The sequence below is a fragment of the Leptospira sp. B5-022 genome (assembly GCF_000347035.1).
Taxonomy (GTDB): Bacteria; Spirochaetota; Leptospiria; order Leptospirales; family Leptospiraceae; genus Leptospira_B; species Leptospira_B cinconiae.
Genome location: NZ_ANIJ01000047.1, coordinates 102809 through 117616 on the forward strand (window position 1 = coordinate 102809; position 14808 = coordinate 117616).

A 14808-nucleotide genomic window follows, 5' to 3' on the forward strand; every position below is an offset into this window, starting at 1 on the left:
CCTTTTCGGATTTTGTGTTTCTTTAGGAAGAGTTACAGTAGATCCGAAGCTTGCTGATTTCTTTTATAACTCTGATTCTCTTTTCTTTCCTATAATTTACCAGGAACTTTTTCTAAAACCCGGAGCAAACTTTTTAAATTCTCTGCATGGTTTCGGTTGGACCCCTGCCTTATATTTTTTCCCCGATTTAGTTCAGTATGTTGCACTTAGGACCATTTTTTTGTCCGTCGAGAATGGAGGTTGGGAACTGACCCATTTATCTTACTCGATATTTCAATGGATCTTTCTTCTGTCAGGGATCTTATTCCTTTTACGGAACTTAACGGAAGAAATAATTTCTTACGAAAAATTAAGTCTTGTATTAACTTTCGGTTTTTTAGTCGGAATTGTATTAATTTTATTTAAACAAGATCTCTTCGTGTTTTTGCCCGGATTTCATGGGGGAAATTTGACCGTCTTATGTTGGGCCTGGGGATTTTTTTACCGATGGGAAAGATCGAATTCTAAAAAGGATTTCGTTCTGGTTTTCGGGATGGTGTTTTTATTTTCTCTAAGCGATCTGCTTTTTATTCCTTATTTTCTGATCCCCGCTATAGGTTTGCATCTATACCATTGGTTGGTCCAGGAGAGATCGATCCATAAGATCAAGAGGATCGTTTATCTTTACTTTCCGGTATTTTTAGGGATCGTGTTCTCACGGATCGTTTTTGAAGTTTTACGTAAAAACAATTTTGTATTTTTCCCAGGGACGGCTGTGCCAAAAAAATTAGGAGAAGCGATCGCAGCTTGGAAATGGGAAAGTTTCTTTCATTCTCTGTCTTACTTGTGCAAGGAGAATTGGATCTACATTCTTCTGATTATTTTATTCTTTTGTATCGTAAAGTTTATGCCTAAACAAGAGAAAGGAGTGCATGCGGATAAACCGGTCCATCTCTTCTTCATTCTTGGGATTTTGGTTCCTTTCATTTTTCTAATATACGGATTCATTTTTGGCCTTACCGGGAAGTCCGGGATCCAGGGAATAGATAGGTATTTCGGCGAGATTCTTTTGGGATTTTTAGGTACGGGAGCCGTTTGTATTTTAAGGATATCGGATATTCCAATCGTGAGATCTGCATTGGGCGTTTTGTTCTCTCTTGGAATCCTTTTTGGGATCTATTCTTCTTATTCTAAAGGTTTGGGTATAGTCTATTACCCGGCGAAGGTTGCCTGCTTGGATAAGCTGACGGAAAAGAATAATTGGAAGAGAGGAATTGCCAGTTTTTGGTATGTAAGACCGATGAGGATCTTTTCTAAAACAGGTTTAGAACCCGACGATTACCTATTTGATCTAATGTTGTTCTATTGGCAGAATAATCTAAATTGGTTCGAAAGAGAAGATCCTCCTTATACTTTTGCGATCATAGACGGTATAGATGAAAAGATCGTAAGAAAAAAATTGGGAGAACCGATTTCAGTTTCTCATTGTGACCTGATCCCTGTCTATACCTTTACGAATCCGGAAAAAAGTCTGGAATTCGTTAAGGAAAACCGGGGTAAGATCGATATCTGGAAATTTTCGACTTCCAGATATTAAGATTTCTGAATATCGTTGATCCTTCTCATCCATTCCGCTAATTTTAAGTCTCCGTCCCGTTCGGAAAGTTCTAAACTATCGATCACTTTTTTTCTTCTTTCTAAAGAATGATTTTGGCTGAGTTTTAATTTTGCTTCGTACGTTAAATTGCGGATCTCAAATCCTTGTATTTTCCCTAAAAGAGAATTCCTGACTTCCGGTTTGGGGGAAAGGTAACTATATCCTGAATTTTCGGGTTCGAAATATAGAATGGAATCTTGTAAAACTTTCTCGGTTTGATCTTTATCCAGAAGATGTAATGTACCTTTTACATGAACGGAGATATAATTCCATGTCGGAACGGTTTGTACGGATTCATACCAACTTGGAGAAATATAGGCATGAGGACCATGGAATACGCATAATACATTGGAATTCTCTCGTAAGAGTGGATTACCCGACGCCATGTGGCCGACCAATCCGGATCCGTCTTTGGAAAGAAGTACAGGAATATGAGCGGCCTCCGGTCCTTCTCCAGTTGTAGAGATTAGGACGGCAAACGGATATTTACCGATGATCTCGCGGATTATATCAAGATTTTCTAATTTAAAATGTTCCGGAGTATACATTATTTACCGGGATCAATTCTTAGGATCTGTCCTGCTCCGAAGTCCGCAACGTAAACGGAGCCTCTTGCATCTTTTCCAAAACTTGAAATTAACACGGGCCATTTGCCTAACGAGTAGGCTTCTTTGACCGGGTTTCCGTCTTTAGGCAGATCTATCGCCCAGATCCTTCCGGATACAAAATCTCCGAAAATATATTTGCCATGTAGATCCGAAATACGATCATTAGTGACCACGTAACCTCCGGTGATGGAACTTCCGTCCTCTCTCCCATATTCGTAGATCGGATCGGTTAAACCTTTTTTGTCGCAGTTCGTTTTAGGTTCGAAACAATGAGTGGCTTCCATTTTGTTCCAACCGTAATTTTTTCCAGCTTCTACTATATCAATTTCTTCGAATAGATCCTGGCCCACATCGGCAATGATCAATCTTCCGGATGGATCGAAAGAATATCTCCATGGATTCCTAAAACCGTAAGCGAACGTTTCCGGCTTAACGGAAGGATCATTTAAGAAAGGATTATCTTTTGGAACGGAATATTCTTTGCCTGGATCCTTTGAGTTCACGTCGATTCTAAGAACCGAACCTAAAAATGTGGAAGGATTCTGCCCATTGCCCTTTGGATCCCCCATCCATCCTCCATCACCCCAGGCGATGTATAATTTACCGTCTTTTCCGAATGCCAATTGTCCCGCGTTATGATTTCCGTAAGGTTGTTTGACCTCCATCAAAATCCTTTCTTTAGACAATTTCGCTTTTTTAGGATCTTTCGGAAGATCTATTGTCCATTCTGAAACTCTGCTTGTTTCTCCATTCTTCTTTGCAACGTAATTCAGATACAGAAGCGGTTTTTCAGGATATTCCGGGTGGAGAACTACTCCCAAAAGCCCTTGTTCGGAGTCAGTGGAGATTCCATCTAGTTTTAATAATATACCTGAACTTCCGTCTTTAGGGTCCAACCACTTTAGAGCGCCGGTCTTTTCGGCGACCAAGAAGATATCCGGTCCCGGGATCATTAGTAAATCCACAGGTTGTTCGAAACCTGTTCCGATCGTAGTCAGACTGATCTTGATCTTCTTTCTTTTTTCGTCGTTTTGATTGAAGACTGCGACCAAACCGGATTCTTTTCCTTCCGCTTTATATTTTGCCATATCGTCTACATTGGCCACCAATAAGCGTCGTATATCGTCGCAGGAAATGGTAAAAAATATTAAGAAGATCGACGGAAGTAGAAAAGCTTTATAAAGGGAAAGTTTCATGGTTCGAATTCTTACTTCGAATCAGGACAGATCCAGCTTTTTTCAGGAGGAAAAAGAAAGAAGATTGGAGCGTATCGGGATCGAACCGATGACCTTCTGAATGCAAATCAGATGCTCTCCCAGCTGAGCTAACGCCCCTTTTATCAGGGATGAGTGGAAATTGTAACGGCTTGGAAGTTTGTCGGAAATCCAACAATCCACTCTTTCTAAACCGTTTGTACCTGGGCCTGATAAGACTTGAACTTATGACCCCGCGCTTATCAAGCGCGTGCTCTAACCAACTGAGCTACAGGCCCGGTAAGAGACATGATTTTTATTCGAGATTCTCTGGCAAGGGATTTTTAGGATAACAGACAGGTTTTGCATTTACGGATTTCAAGATTCCACTTAGATTTGCCGCGTGAGATTCGGAAAATCAACCTTCTTTGCCCTGCTGGTCTCTTCTTTTCTTTCTCACTGCGGTTTTATCTTGTCGGACTCCGAACATTCTTTCGCGAAGAATGGGACTTTGGACTTACACAAACATTCTTTCGAAAACGGTAAGATCATTCCATTGGATGGAGAATGGGAATTTTATTGGGAAGAATTGATCGCTCCCGGTGACTTTTCAGATCCGAAATTTATATCCAAAAAAAAATTCGTAACAGTTCCTTCGGTCTGGACGGAAAGTTTTTCTAAAGATCCCGGAGCTGTAGGTCATGGTTACGCAACTTATCGACTTAAAGTAAAGTTGGGAAAAAGAAGGCAGGCACTTGCTCTTAAAATCCCCGACTTAGGAACTTCTTATATACTTTACGCGAACGGGAAGAAGATCGCAAGTGTGGGCTCTATTGGAAAGACCAAGGAAGATGCAAGAGCAAAGTATGAGCTAAAAATTTCCTTAGTCCCGGATTCCGAAGATCTGGAATTGGTGTTTCATGTTTCCAATTTTCAAAATAGGTGGGGAGGGGTCTGGAATTCTATTCAGTTGGGAGAATTGGAAAACGTTCTGGAGAATGTTCGAAAAAAACGGGACTTAGAATGGGCCTTAGTCTTGATCGCGGCTACAATGTCTTTTTATAATGTATTCTTTTATTTTTTTAGAAGGAACGAATCCGCTCACTTATTATTCGCATTTCATTGTTTTCTGATAATGGTCCGTTCTTTGACGATCGGCGATTCAAGGATAGCTTACGAGTTATTGCAAGGGATCTCATGGGAACTTCCGAATCGTTTGGAATATATAAGCGTATATGTTTCCGGTCCTACTTTATATGCATTCTTGTATCGATATTGTAAGACTGATTTTTGGAGAAGATTCGGAGTATACTTTGTTGTCCCATATTACTTGGCATGTTTTATCGTATTATTTTTTCCGAATGCATATTACACTCTCACACTTCTCCCAATCGCGTTATACATGCCTTTTGTCACAATGCCAATTTGGTTCGTCTTGCTTGCGGTAGGCCTGAAAAGAGGAATAGAAGGTGGATTTAGTCTATTCGCGGGATATGTTGTGCTAAGTTTATGCACTTTGAATGATATCGGCTTATTTTTCGGATTTTGGAAGAGTATCTATCTCATTCAATATGGAGAAGTTGTTCTGATACTTGGTTATTCCATTTTGATTTCCAAAATTTTCTCGGAATCATTCCAGCGTTCCGATACGTTAGCAACCAAAATGAAATCTCTCGTATTTTCCACAAGAGAGATCATGCGATCATACTCGTATGATAAGGCAGCGGACACAGCATTAAGGATATTGCATAAAATCGGTGAAGAACAAACGATCTACGTGTATCTGGAAGAACCGAATTCTTCCGTATGGAAAAGATACTCTATCTCGTCCTCGGGAGATTTGGAAATAGTAGAGGTATATAAATACGATGTGCAGGATCTTTTGGGTTTGGACCCTTCTTCGCTTACGGGACCGATGGTCCAGAATAATAGATTGATCGTATCCGTCCAAGATGAACAGCTACATAAATTGATTTTCGATCTTCCTTTTGGGAGGTATTCGGACGATTCTCAAGTGGATTGGGTACGAGGGATCGCAGATGCACTTGCGTTCTCCGTTCATAATATAGCAAGGCAAGATCGGGAAAAACTTGCTATCATCGGAGAACTTTCCGCTGAGATCGTCCATGACCTGGGACATCCGATCGCGATGATCCGTCATAATCTAAGAAATCTTGGATCTCAAAAGGGTAAATCCAAAACGGAACTTCTTTTTCAGGCGGAGAAAGAAGTGGACGCGCTCACTAATCTTACCTTAGATATATTAGATTTTTCTAAAAATAGGATCATCTTGGATCTACAGGACGTAGATATTAAAACATACTTTAAGGAAATATTCGAGGATTTGGGGACCTTCTTTCAATCCACTAAGATGAAACTTGTTTTTAGGATAAATGCAAAAGGAAATATTCGTCTAGACCCTCTTCGTATCCGCAGATTGATCTTTAATTTGGCAAAAAACGCAGCGGAGGCTACGGATGAGAAGGGGATATTTTCTATACGTATCGAAAGGGAGGAGAATGTTGTTTATCTGATCTTTGAAGATAATGGAGAAGGTTTCAGCAAGGAAATGGAAAGATATATTTTCGATTCGGGTTTAGGAAGTAAGAAACCTTACGGAACTGGACTTGGACTTTCCATAATACGTAAGATCGTATCCGCTCACGGAGGCGAGATACTCGTTTCTTCCGAAGAAGGTAAAGGAACAAGGTTCACTATTTTACTTCGTTCTTAATTTTGGTCCAAAGACTTGAGTTGAACTAAAATCCTTGTCAATTCTACCATATTATCCACTTCCAACTTTTTGAATATGGATGCCCTATGTGCCTCGACCGTCCTCACGCTAAGTTTTAATTCTTCGGCGATTTCCCGGTTTAATTTTCCTTTGGATAAGAAATTTAGGATCTGACTTTCCCTTTTGGTAAGTTTTTTTACGATCTCAGACACTTCCCTGATGTGTCTTTCGTCGTGGCTGAAGTTCGCTATTTCTCCGGGGAAGACACGACCTCTATTTAATACTTTCTTAATGGAAGCCATAATGGATTCCATAGAATCGCTTTTAAGAATATAACCGTCCGCTCCTGCCGAAATCGCTTCTTGCAGATAGGACCAATCCCTATGCATTGTGAGAAATACGATCTTCATGTCCGGAAATTTTTTGCGGATAGAGTCCAGTTCCTTGATCCCGTTCTCCTCTTGGAGCGAAACATCGCAGATAAGGAGATCCGGTCGGGCGAAACCCATCATTTTAGTGCCTTCTTTTACGGAAGAAGCCGAGCCACAATATTCGTAATCTCCGGAAGCCTTGATCTCGGATTCCAACCCGGAACGAACGATCGGATGATCGTCTATTAAGAATATTTTAGGACGGCTTCGGACGGACATTTTTTCGGATTTTAGAACATATAACACCGATGGCAATCCTTAAAATTTTCCGAACCCGGAGAAATATTATAAAATTATGAAGGACTTCACCTTAGTTAAATTCGTAAATTGCTTCTGATTCGTTATAAGATCCGTAGCCTGGTTGAGTGCAGGTGGTTTCCGCATACCAAGGGTCGAAACCGCCAAACCCAGTTCCGCTGGTATAATAACTTCTAGTTGTAATTCCACCGTCAGTAGGATAAGTACATCTTCCGCTGCGAGTAAATGCGCCCCCATTTAAGCCGTTACAATCGTTCGAAGCGCCTACGTATGTGGTTCCGCCTCCCAAGGTGTCGTAACATCTGGCATAGTCCATTTGGTTGGAAACCGAGGTCGCCTGAATTTGACCGTTTGCGATATTGGTTCTATAACTTGCAGGAAATAATCCGCTAGTATATCGAACTTCTATAATATAGGTCCCGTTGGTTAGATTTACCTTTTTGAATTGGGCTCCTACTTTTCCGTTTTCTACGATAGTGGTTTTCGAACCGGTCGGAGTACTATAGTAGTATAAATTCAGATTTGCGCCGAAGTATCCGAATATATTGAATAAAACATCTCCTGTGCTTCCTAACGTGATCCTGAGATAACTATTTTGATCGGAAGCGCTGACAAGTCTGTTGTGACTATTCGGTGCCCCAAAAGTTATATCTACGATAGGCCTATAACGTACCGTTTTTGAAAGGAATGGATTTCCGTTTTTAGTGATCACCATTGGAAGTGTGGTGTTTTCATTGATCCCGGAGACGATAGGCATTATAAATTCTAAACTTCCGTCTCCCGGAAGATTGATCCCTGTGGCAGCTTCCCCTCCTATCGTAACGGTATAATCTCCCGCAACCCCGGTGAAATTCGTTACGGCAACTGTATTGTCGGAACCCGGAAAACCTTTTTCGAATACGATATCCGCAACAGGAAGGCTATTGAGTGCGACCAAATACAATAACGGATCCGTTCCACTATTGTCTTTTTTACACCCAACCAGTCCGATCGTGTAGAATAGAAGAATATAGATCCAAGTTTTTCGATTAGGGTTCATGATTTCCTTGCCTTTTTGCTGGAAAATTATGACCTCTAAGTAAATAAATTTCTATTCGTAGAAATACTAGGTTAGGTCTGCATTTTAGGTAAAAGCCGAAGAGTTTACTCGGATCTTTGAGAGGGTCACTCAGAAGGCCCAGGAAAAAAATCGCAGACTTGGTCTTCCAAATGTGTATTCTAAAAATGGTGAATTATACTTTCGTTTGCCGGACGTAAGGATCGTGTCCGAAAGACCTAAACCGGATAACCTGGTAAACCTTACCTTTGGGAAAATACTCCGTCACTTAAAGGTAATATAAAAAATCGAATAATCGATTTTTAACCCTTATTCCGCTTAAAGCTGATCCCTTTATTTCCTAAAACGGTAAGCCAGAAGTCAGAATCTCTGATGATAAAGTGATACGTTAAGAATGTGATGGCGTATACCAAGAGAATATGAAGTGAAAATTTGATCCAAATGGAAAGGCCGGTGCTTACCACTAAAAATCCGATTCCAAGAGAGATCGGATGGTGGATCAGATACACAGGCAAACTGGATTCTCTCAAATAAGAATTAAGTTTGCCCGCTTTATTGAAGAATAACTGAAAAAGTCGGATAAAAAACGCGATCCAGATCCATCCGCCTAAACATTTTAGAAAAATGTGAAGTATTCTCATCCCGAATCCGGCATATCCGAAATAAGACCAAAAAGGATCTATTGTGCTGACCCAATAAAATAATCCGAAAAATGAAAAAGCTAAAAATCCAAGTAAAACGATCTCAAAATGATTTGTTTTTCCCTTTAAGATGGTACTTTCTTTTCCGATCAAAAAGCTACCGAATAGGAAAAAGCTGAAATCGTAAACGAATTGGACCGGCTCTATATTCAGATATTTTTCGTCCTTTAGGAAAAAATAATTAATGCTGCAAGTCCAGATAGTGCACCATATCCCCGCGATCAATAATGTTTCCCATTTTACGCTAGGTCTTTTTTCCGGCTCTTCTTCTCCGTATCTGGAAGGGGGGAGTATAAAGGTCCCGATCCTATGAATAACGGGACGTATCCCCAAATATAGGAATGTGTATAATGCCAGATATAATATAAACCAAAGGTGGGAAGGGGCCGGATTTTTGAGCAGGAATTCTTCCCATAAAAACTTGAAATAATTTTCTTGGTAACCTTCTTGTAATGCGTTCACATAATATTGCATCGGTGCGAATAATATGATCCCTGGGATCAACGGAAGAATGATACGTAACGCTCTTAATTTTAGGAATTCTTTTAATGTTTTGGAAAGATAGATCCTTTCCGTAAAATATCCTGAAAGTACAAAGAACATGGGCATTCTGAAAAGATGTACCCATTCTCCGAACACATCGAACGCGATCGATCTATCATTATTTCTTAACGGATATATGATAATAGCGGCATATACGATCGCCACATGAAATGCTAATCCTAATAATAAGGCAAACGATCTGAGATTGTCTAAATAATCCAGCCTGCCTTGTTTTGCCGGTGAGCTTTGTTCAACCAAGAATTACTGGTCCAATGTATATTTGAAAAACGTTTCCCGTATCAATATATGGCTGGGATCGTTTTTAGGTTGTTCGATCAACTTATCTTTTACCAAAAGATTGATCGCGGAAACTAGATCCGCATGTTCCAGTCCTACTCTTAAGATGGCCCATTTCATAAACGCAGCCAAATGAACCTTGTATTGTCCTTCTTCTTGTTCTCCTCTTGTTTGTGCGAAAGTGATCAATGCGGAAGTTACGATGTTCTTTCTGTCTCCCTTTAAAAGACTGGCTATCGTTTGGTTGGTCTCTCTTAATCTGGAAGAAAGCATTTTTACCATTTTTAAGGAGAAAGACGGATTAGTCTGAATTAGGTTATAGAACACACTTTCGGTGATCGCGAATAATAATACGTCGGTTTTTGCGATAGCTCTTGCGCTTCTTGGTTTACGGTCCACGAGCGCCATCTCTCCGAACATATCCCCTTCTTTCAGTTCTATAAGAAGTTTGAACGCTTCTTTTACTTTTTTATGGATCCCTACTTTTCCGGAAAGGATCAGATACATTTGATCTGCAGGTTCGTTCTCATCGAAAATTACGGCGGATTCCTTAAAGCGGAGGCCGTGTTTATTTACCATATCTTCGGAGATCTTCATGCCAAAACGGACCGGGAAAGATTTTAGTCCTCATGTACGATATCGGCGATTGGTTGGGAGCCGCAATCAATTATTCTGGTAGGAAGGTGAGAACCTTAGAATTTTACGTTGACTGTCCGACCTTCGTAAGTAGCGTCTCATTCGTTTTCCCTAAGGAGGGAATCGTGAACACGAAAAAAATCCTCCTGCTCTCCGCAGCGTTTATTATCATCTTAATAATAGGTTTTGCACTCAAACCTTCTCCAATCCAACCCATCGCCTACCAACCGCCTATCGATACCGGTTTGATCGGAGCCTTCCAGGAAAACAATACATTAGAATCCGCAGAATTGATCGCACTCGGAAAGATACATGGTCCGGAAGATATCGAACCGGATGAAGACGGCAATATCTACTCTGCAAGTGAAGACGGGAAAGTGTATCTCATTTCCAAAGACGGAGAAATGAAGGCGCACGCATTCACCGGTGGGCGACCTCTTGGAATGAAATTATTAGGAGACGGTTCCATCATAGTTGCGGATGCGATTAAAGGTCTTTTGAAGATCGGTAAGGATGGAAAAGTAGAAGTACTCAGCACGGAATCGGAAGGTGTACCTTTCAAATTCACGGACGATTTGGACGTTGCTAAGGACGGCACGATCTATTTTTCGGATGCGAGCGATAAATACGGCTCCGCAGAATATTTATATGATCTAATGGAGTCTGTTCCTCACGGTCGTTTGTTAAAATACGATCCTCGTACAAAAAAGACCACAACTCTCATGAAAGATCTTTTTTTCCCAAACGGAGTGGCTCTTTCCAAAAACGAGGATTTCCTAGTATTAAACGAAACATATAAGTATAGAATTCATAGATATTGGATCAAAGGGCCGAAAGCCGGAACAAGCGAGATCTGGGCGGAGAATCTTCCCGGTTTTCCGGATAATATTTCTTCGGATAGAAAGGGTCACTTCTACTTAGCGTTATTCACCGTTCGCAACAGTATGGTGGATAAGATCCTGCATCCACGCCCCTGGGCAAAATCGATCGTGGCTAAACTCCCTAAATTCCTATGGCCCAAACCGCAACCGTACGGTTTTGCAGTGATTCTGGACGAAAACGGTGTCGTAGAGGCCAGTTTCCAGGAGCCAAAGGGAAAACATCTGAAAGAGATTACTTCGGTAAAAAGAAAAGGGGAGTATATCTATTTAGGAAGTCTTCATAACGACAGGATAGGCAAATTTAAGCTGCCTCCTGAATTAATAAAAGAATAAATAAGGAAAATTGAATATATCATGGATTTATCCATACCAAAGGAAGTCGAAGAAATCAGGGCAAAAGCCAAGGCATTCGTGGAAGAAGTTGCCATTCCTGCCGAGGATCATTACGATTACGATCATGGCAGAATGCCCGAACCGATCGTTCAAAAAGGACGAGAAGAAGCCAAAAAAAGAGGATTATGGACCGCCCATCTTCCCAAGTCGGAAGGTGGACTAGGTCTGGATCTAGTCGGCACAGCACTCGTATTCAGCGAGCTGGGACGTTCTCCGATCGCTCCTTATCTTTGTAATTGTGATGCTCCCGACGAAGGGAATATGCACCTTCTTCACTTGGCAGCTAACGCGGAACAAAAGAAGAAGTATTACCTTCCGCTTGTAGAAGGAAAGATCCGCTCCGGATTCGCAATGACGGAACCTCCTCCGGGTGCAGGTTCGGATCCAACTTCTCTTTTGACTAACGCGGAGAAGGATGGGGATCATTATATCCTGAACGGTCATAAATGGTACTGCACGGGTGCAAACGGTGCTTCTTTTTTGATCGTGATGTCCAAGGTAAACGATAGTTTCCGACGCACTTCCATGTTCCTAGTACCTACGGATGCTCCCGGATACACGATGGTGCAGGAGATCGGAGTTTTAGGTTCGCATGGTCCGGGTGGACATTGTGAGTTAAAATTCGAAAACGTAAAAGTACATGAATCCCAAGTATTAGGAAAAATTGGAGAAGGTTTTCGTCTTTCCCAAGAAAGATTGGGACCTGCAAGGCTTACTCATTGTATGAGATGGATCGGTCTTGCCAGAAGATCGATGGAGATCGCAAGAGAATATGCGATCAAAAGAGAATTGTTCGGAGGAAAATTATCCGATCACCAAGGGATCCAATGGATGTTTGCGGAATCCGCTTTGGAAATAGAGTCGGGTTTTCTACTTACATTAAAAGCGGCGGACATTCTTCGCAAAAACGGGGACGCTAGACAAGCAGTATCTTTGGCTAAATGGCAGGTGAGCGAGACATTGAACAAATGTATAGATAGAGCCATTCAGATCTGCGGTTCTCACGGTTTTAGCCGTTATCTTAAATTAGAATTATTTTATAGAGATGCGAGAGCCGCAAGGATTGCCGACGGTCCTACCGAAACCCATAAGATGGTGATCGGTAGGAATTTAATGTCCGGAAAGGAGAACTTCTAATCGTGAAAGATTCCGAATTGAAGGAAAGGCTGGAATCATATTTAGGAAAAAGGCTTCAAGGAACAGTAGAAATCGCTAATATGGTTTCTCTTTCTGGAGGAGCCTGCCAGGAAAATTTTTCCGCAGACATTAAGGTAATTGGCGGCCCTGAATCCGGCCAATACCAAACGGTTTACCGAACCGACAAGGGAGCTTCTTTACTTGCTTCCTTGTCCAGAATAAACGAATTCAAGGTTTGTAGAATGGCATTTGAGGCAGGAGTCAAAACTCCTGAACCGTTTTGGCTGGAATCAGATCAATCCGTCACCGGCAATCCATTCTACTTTATGAAAAGGATCCAAGGGAAGGCCACCGGAAGATTCGTAGTAAAAGATTCAAGTTTAAATAAGGTCCGTAAACGGATCACTCAGGAACTTGCGGAAAATCTTGCGCGTATTCATTCGGTTACTCCCGAAAAATGTAAGGACGAAAAACTCAAAGAAGTTTTGAATCTAGGACAACATGTAGGCGGTAAAACAGTCGCCCAAGGTTCTGTCCAAGCTTTACGTTCCCAATTGGAATCTATGGACGGAGCTTATCCTGCCATGGAAATTATCTTGAATTGGTTAGAGAAGAATGCTCCGGAAAGTGATGCTGTGGTTCTGATCCACGGAGATTTTAGAACCGGAAACTTCATGGTGAATTCGGAGGGTCTGCAAGGAATAGTGGATTGGGAATTTGCGCATTGGGGAGATCGTCACGAGGATCTGACTTGGTTATGTATGAGGGATTGGAGATTCGGAAAACTGAATAAGGAAGCGGGCGGTTTTGCGGATCGTTCCGAGTTTTACGAGATCTATGAGAAGGCTTCAGGAGTAAAACTGGATCCGATTAAGATCAGATATTGGGAAGTAATGGGAAATCTTCGTTGGGCTATCGGTTGTATCGGTCAGGCGGAACGTCACCTTTCCGGAAAGGATAAAGGAATAGAGCTTGCGTCCATAGGAAGAAGGGCCTGTGAAATGGAATACGAGGCCATGAGACTCATAGAAGAGTCCATAAAATAAGGAAATCATTATGCAGGATAAACCAAGCGCCACGGAATTATTGGAAGCAATCCAGGATTTTCTAATGAAGGAAGTTTTACCGGAGTTTAGGGATAAGGACCTTCTCGCATATAAAACATTAGTAAGTTGGAATATGCTTGGAGTGATCTCGCGGGAAATACGTTCGGGAGAAGAGTCCTTGGACAAGGAACTCTCTAGGCTCGCTTCCTTGCTGGGTAAAAAATCGGAGTTTCCTAAAACGTGGAATGAGAAAAAAAATCTGACTTCTTCTTGGAACGAAGAGCTGCGGGATATTATTCGAAAGGAAAAAAAATCATTGGAAGATACGGAATACTGGAAACATATAAAAGAGTCCGTGATCGAAAAAGTAGAGATCGTAAATCCAAGATTCACCACGGAATCCTAAATATGTCCGTAATATATCTGATTCGCCATGGACAGGCGAATTCCACAGGAGAAGATTACGATCTGTTGACCGATAAGGGAAAGGAACAAGCCTTTGCCTTAGGAAAGTATATGGCTTCCAATGGAGATTTTCCCGATAAGATCGTTTCCGGAACAATGAGAAGGCATAAAGAAACAGCGGAGTTCTTTATGAAGGGAGTTTCTTCTTTACACTCCGATCTAAAATCGGGATCCGATTTTCATTCTTTCGATCCGAATTGGAATGAATTCCCTCCCGAGTTGTGGAAAAAATATGCGGAACATCTATCCGGGACCAGGCCTGAATTCCAAAGATCCTTATTACAGTTTTCTAAAGTTCGATTGAAGGGCGGAATTCGATCGGCCGCATTATTTTTCAAACTAACCGAGGAGATATTATCCGTTTGGCGAACGGGAGAATTCACTCCTCCCGGCATTGAAACGTTTGCAAACTTTCAATCCAGAGTGGATCTGGCCTGCGATACATATTTTCAACCTTCCGATGCGGAGAGGCTTTTTATTTTTACTTCAGGTACACCTATCTCTTTAACCTTAAAGAGGATACTCAAACAAGATGAGGACGTTTTTACCTGGATGCCTTGGATCTGGAATAGCTCCGTCAGTATGTTTCGTTGGGTAAGAGGAAGATATATTCCGGTAAGCTTAAATTTCCTTCCTCATATTCCGGATAAAAGTTCAAGGACGCTATACTAAATCTAAATTGTTCTAAAGCCGAGGGCCTTATCTTAATGCGCTTGTAGGATCTTCAACAACGGAGATATCATAAGATCGGAAGACTTTTGGAAATAAAAAAGTGTGGACTTCGATATTCGA

13 protein-coding genes and 2 tRNA genes are annotated in these 14808 nt (G+C 41.4%); 7 read left to right on the plus strand and 8 right to left on the minus strand.

What is annotated here, in order from left to right; genetic code table 11:
* Window positions 1–220: 220 nt before the first annotated feature.
* Window positions 221–1576, plus strand: coding sequence for a hypothetical protein (locus LEP1GSC192_RS16720; protein ID WP_232421083.1), 1356 nt, complete (start codon window positions 221–223; stop codon window positions 1574–1576).
* On the opposite strand, the gene LEP1GSC192_RS16725 is transcribed toward LEP1GSC192_RS16720, so the two are convergent.
* From LEP1GSC192_RS16725 to LEP1GSC192_RS16740, 4 genes are all read right to left on the minus strand, one after another.
* Window positions 1573–2184: an FMN-binding negative transcriptional regulator gene (locus LEP1GSC192_RS16725; RefSeq protein WP_020771511.1), complete on the minus strand. Its 612-nt coding sequence runs from the start codon at window positions 2182–2184 to the stop codon at window positions 1573–1575. The two genes, LEP1GSC192_RS16720 and LEP1GSC192_RS16725, sit on opposite strands and share 4 nt — an antisense overlap.
* Window positions 2184–3440 (minus strand): sorbosone dehydrogenase family protein, encoded by a 1257-nt coding sequence (locus LEP1GSC192_RS16730; protein ID WP_020771356.1) that lies wholly within the window; start codon window positions 3438–3440, stop codon window positions 2184–2186. Before LEP1GSC192_RS16730 ends, LEP1GSC192_RS16725 begins: the two co-directional genes overlap by 1 nt.
* Before the next feature lie 65 nt (window positions 3441–3505).
* A tRNA-Ala gene (locus tag LEP1GSC192_RS16735) sits at window positions 3506–3578 on the minus strand.
* 84 nt (window positions 3579–3662) lie between these two features.
* Window positions 3663–3736: transfer RNA gene (locus tag LEP1GSC192_RS16740), tRNA-Ile, on the minus strand.
* Window positions 3737–3909: 173 nt separating this feature from the next.
* Here LEP1GSC192_RS16740 and LEP1GSC192_RS16745 point away from each other — a divergent pair.
* On the plus strand, window positions 3910–6171 hold the full coding sequence (locus tag LEP1GSC192_RS16745) for a sensor histidine kinase (protein ID WP_232421085.1): 2262 nt from the start codon (window positions 3910–3912) through the stop codon (window positions 6169–6171).
* Here LEP1GSC192_RS16745 and LEP1GSC192_RS16750 read toward each other — a convergent pair.
* The 4 genes from LEP1GSC192_RS16750 to LEP1GSC192_RS16765 form a co-directional block, all read right to left on the minus strand.
* Complete coding sequence (locus LEP1GSC192_RS16750) at window positions 6168–6848, minus strand: response regulator transcription factor (RefSeq protein ID WP_020771458.1); 681 nt, start codon at window positions 6846–6848, stop codon at window positions 6168–6170. The two genes, LEP1GSC192_RS16745 and LEP1GSC192_RS16750, sit on opposite strands and share 4 nt — an antisense overlap.
* Before the next feature lie 64 nt (window positions 6849–6912).
* Window positions 6913–7899, minus strand: a complete 987-nt coding sequence (locus LEP1GSC192_RS16755; protein WP_020771235.1) for a hypothetical protein — start codon at window positions 7897–7899, stop codon at window positions 6913–6915.
* 320 nt (window positions 7900–8219) lie between these two features.
* Complete coding sequence (locus LEP1GSC192_RS16760; RefSeq protein ID WP_036090789.1) at window positions 8220–9419, minus strand: acyltransferase family protein; 1200 nt, start codon at window positions 9417–9419, stop codon at window positions 8220–8222.
* Window positions 9420–9422: 3 nt separating this feature from the next.
* The gene (locus LEP1GSC192_RS16765) at window positions 9423–10055 is read right to left on the minus strand and encodes a Crp/Fnr family transcriptional regulator (RefSeq protein WP_020771226.1); all 633 of its coding nucleotides are present in this window, start codon (window positions 10053–10055) and stop codon (window positions 9423–9425) included.
* Between the two features lie 32 nt (window positions 10056–10087).
* Here LEP1GSC192_RS16765 and LEP1GSC192_RS16770 point away from each other — a divergent pair, with 32 nt between their 5' ends.
* From LEP1GSC192_RS16770 to LEP1GSC192_RS16790, 5 genes are read left to right on the plus strand one after another with little or no spacing between them, the layout of a single operon-like run.
* Window positions 10088–11308, plus strand: coding sequence for an SMP-30/gluconolactonase/LRE family protein (locus LEP1GSC192_RS16770; protein ID WP_036090792.1), 1221 nt, complete (start codon window positions 10088–10090; stop codon window positions 11306–11308).
* Window positions 11309–11329: 21 nt separating this feature from the next.
* The gene (locus LEP1GSC192_RS16775) at window positions 11330–12505 is read left to right on the plus strand and encodes an acyl-CoA dehydrogenase family protein (RefSeq protein WP_020771484.1); all 1176 of its coding nucleotides are present in this window, start codon (window positions 11330–11332) and stop codon (window positions 12503–12505) included.
* 2 nt (window positions 12506–12507) lie between these two features.
* On the plus strand, window positions 12508–13551 hold the full coding sequence (locus LEP1GSC192_RS16780) for a phosphotransferase family protein (protein WP_020771195.1): 1044 nt from the start codon (window positions 12508–12510) through the stop codon (window positions 13549–13551).
* 10 nt (window positions 13552–13561) lie between these two features.
* Window positions 13562–13957, plus strand: coding sequence for a DUF6285 domain-containing protein (locus LEP1GSC192_RS16785; RefSeq protein WP_020771129.1), 396 nt, complete (start codon window positions 13562–13564; stop codon window positions 13955–13957).
* Window positions 13958–13959: 2 nt separating this feature from the next.
* Window positions 13960–14688 carry a histidine phosphatase family protein gene (locus LEP1GSC192_RS16790; RefSeq protein ID WP_020771297.1) on the plus strand — a complete coding sequence of 243 codons (729 nt, stop codon included), beginning with the start codon at window positions 13960–13962 and terminating at the stop codon, window positions 14686–14688.
* Window positions 14689–14808: the final 120 nt, after the last annotated feature.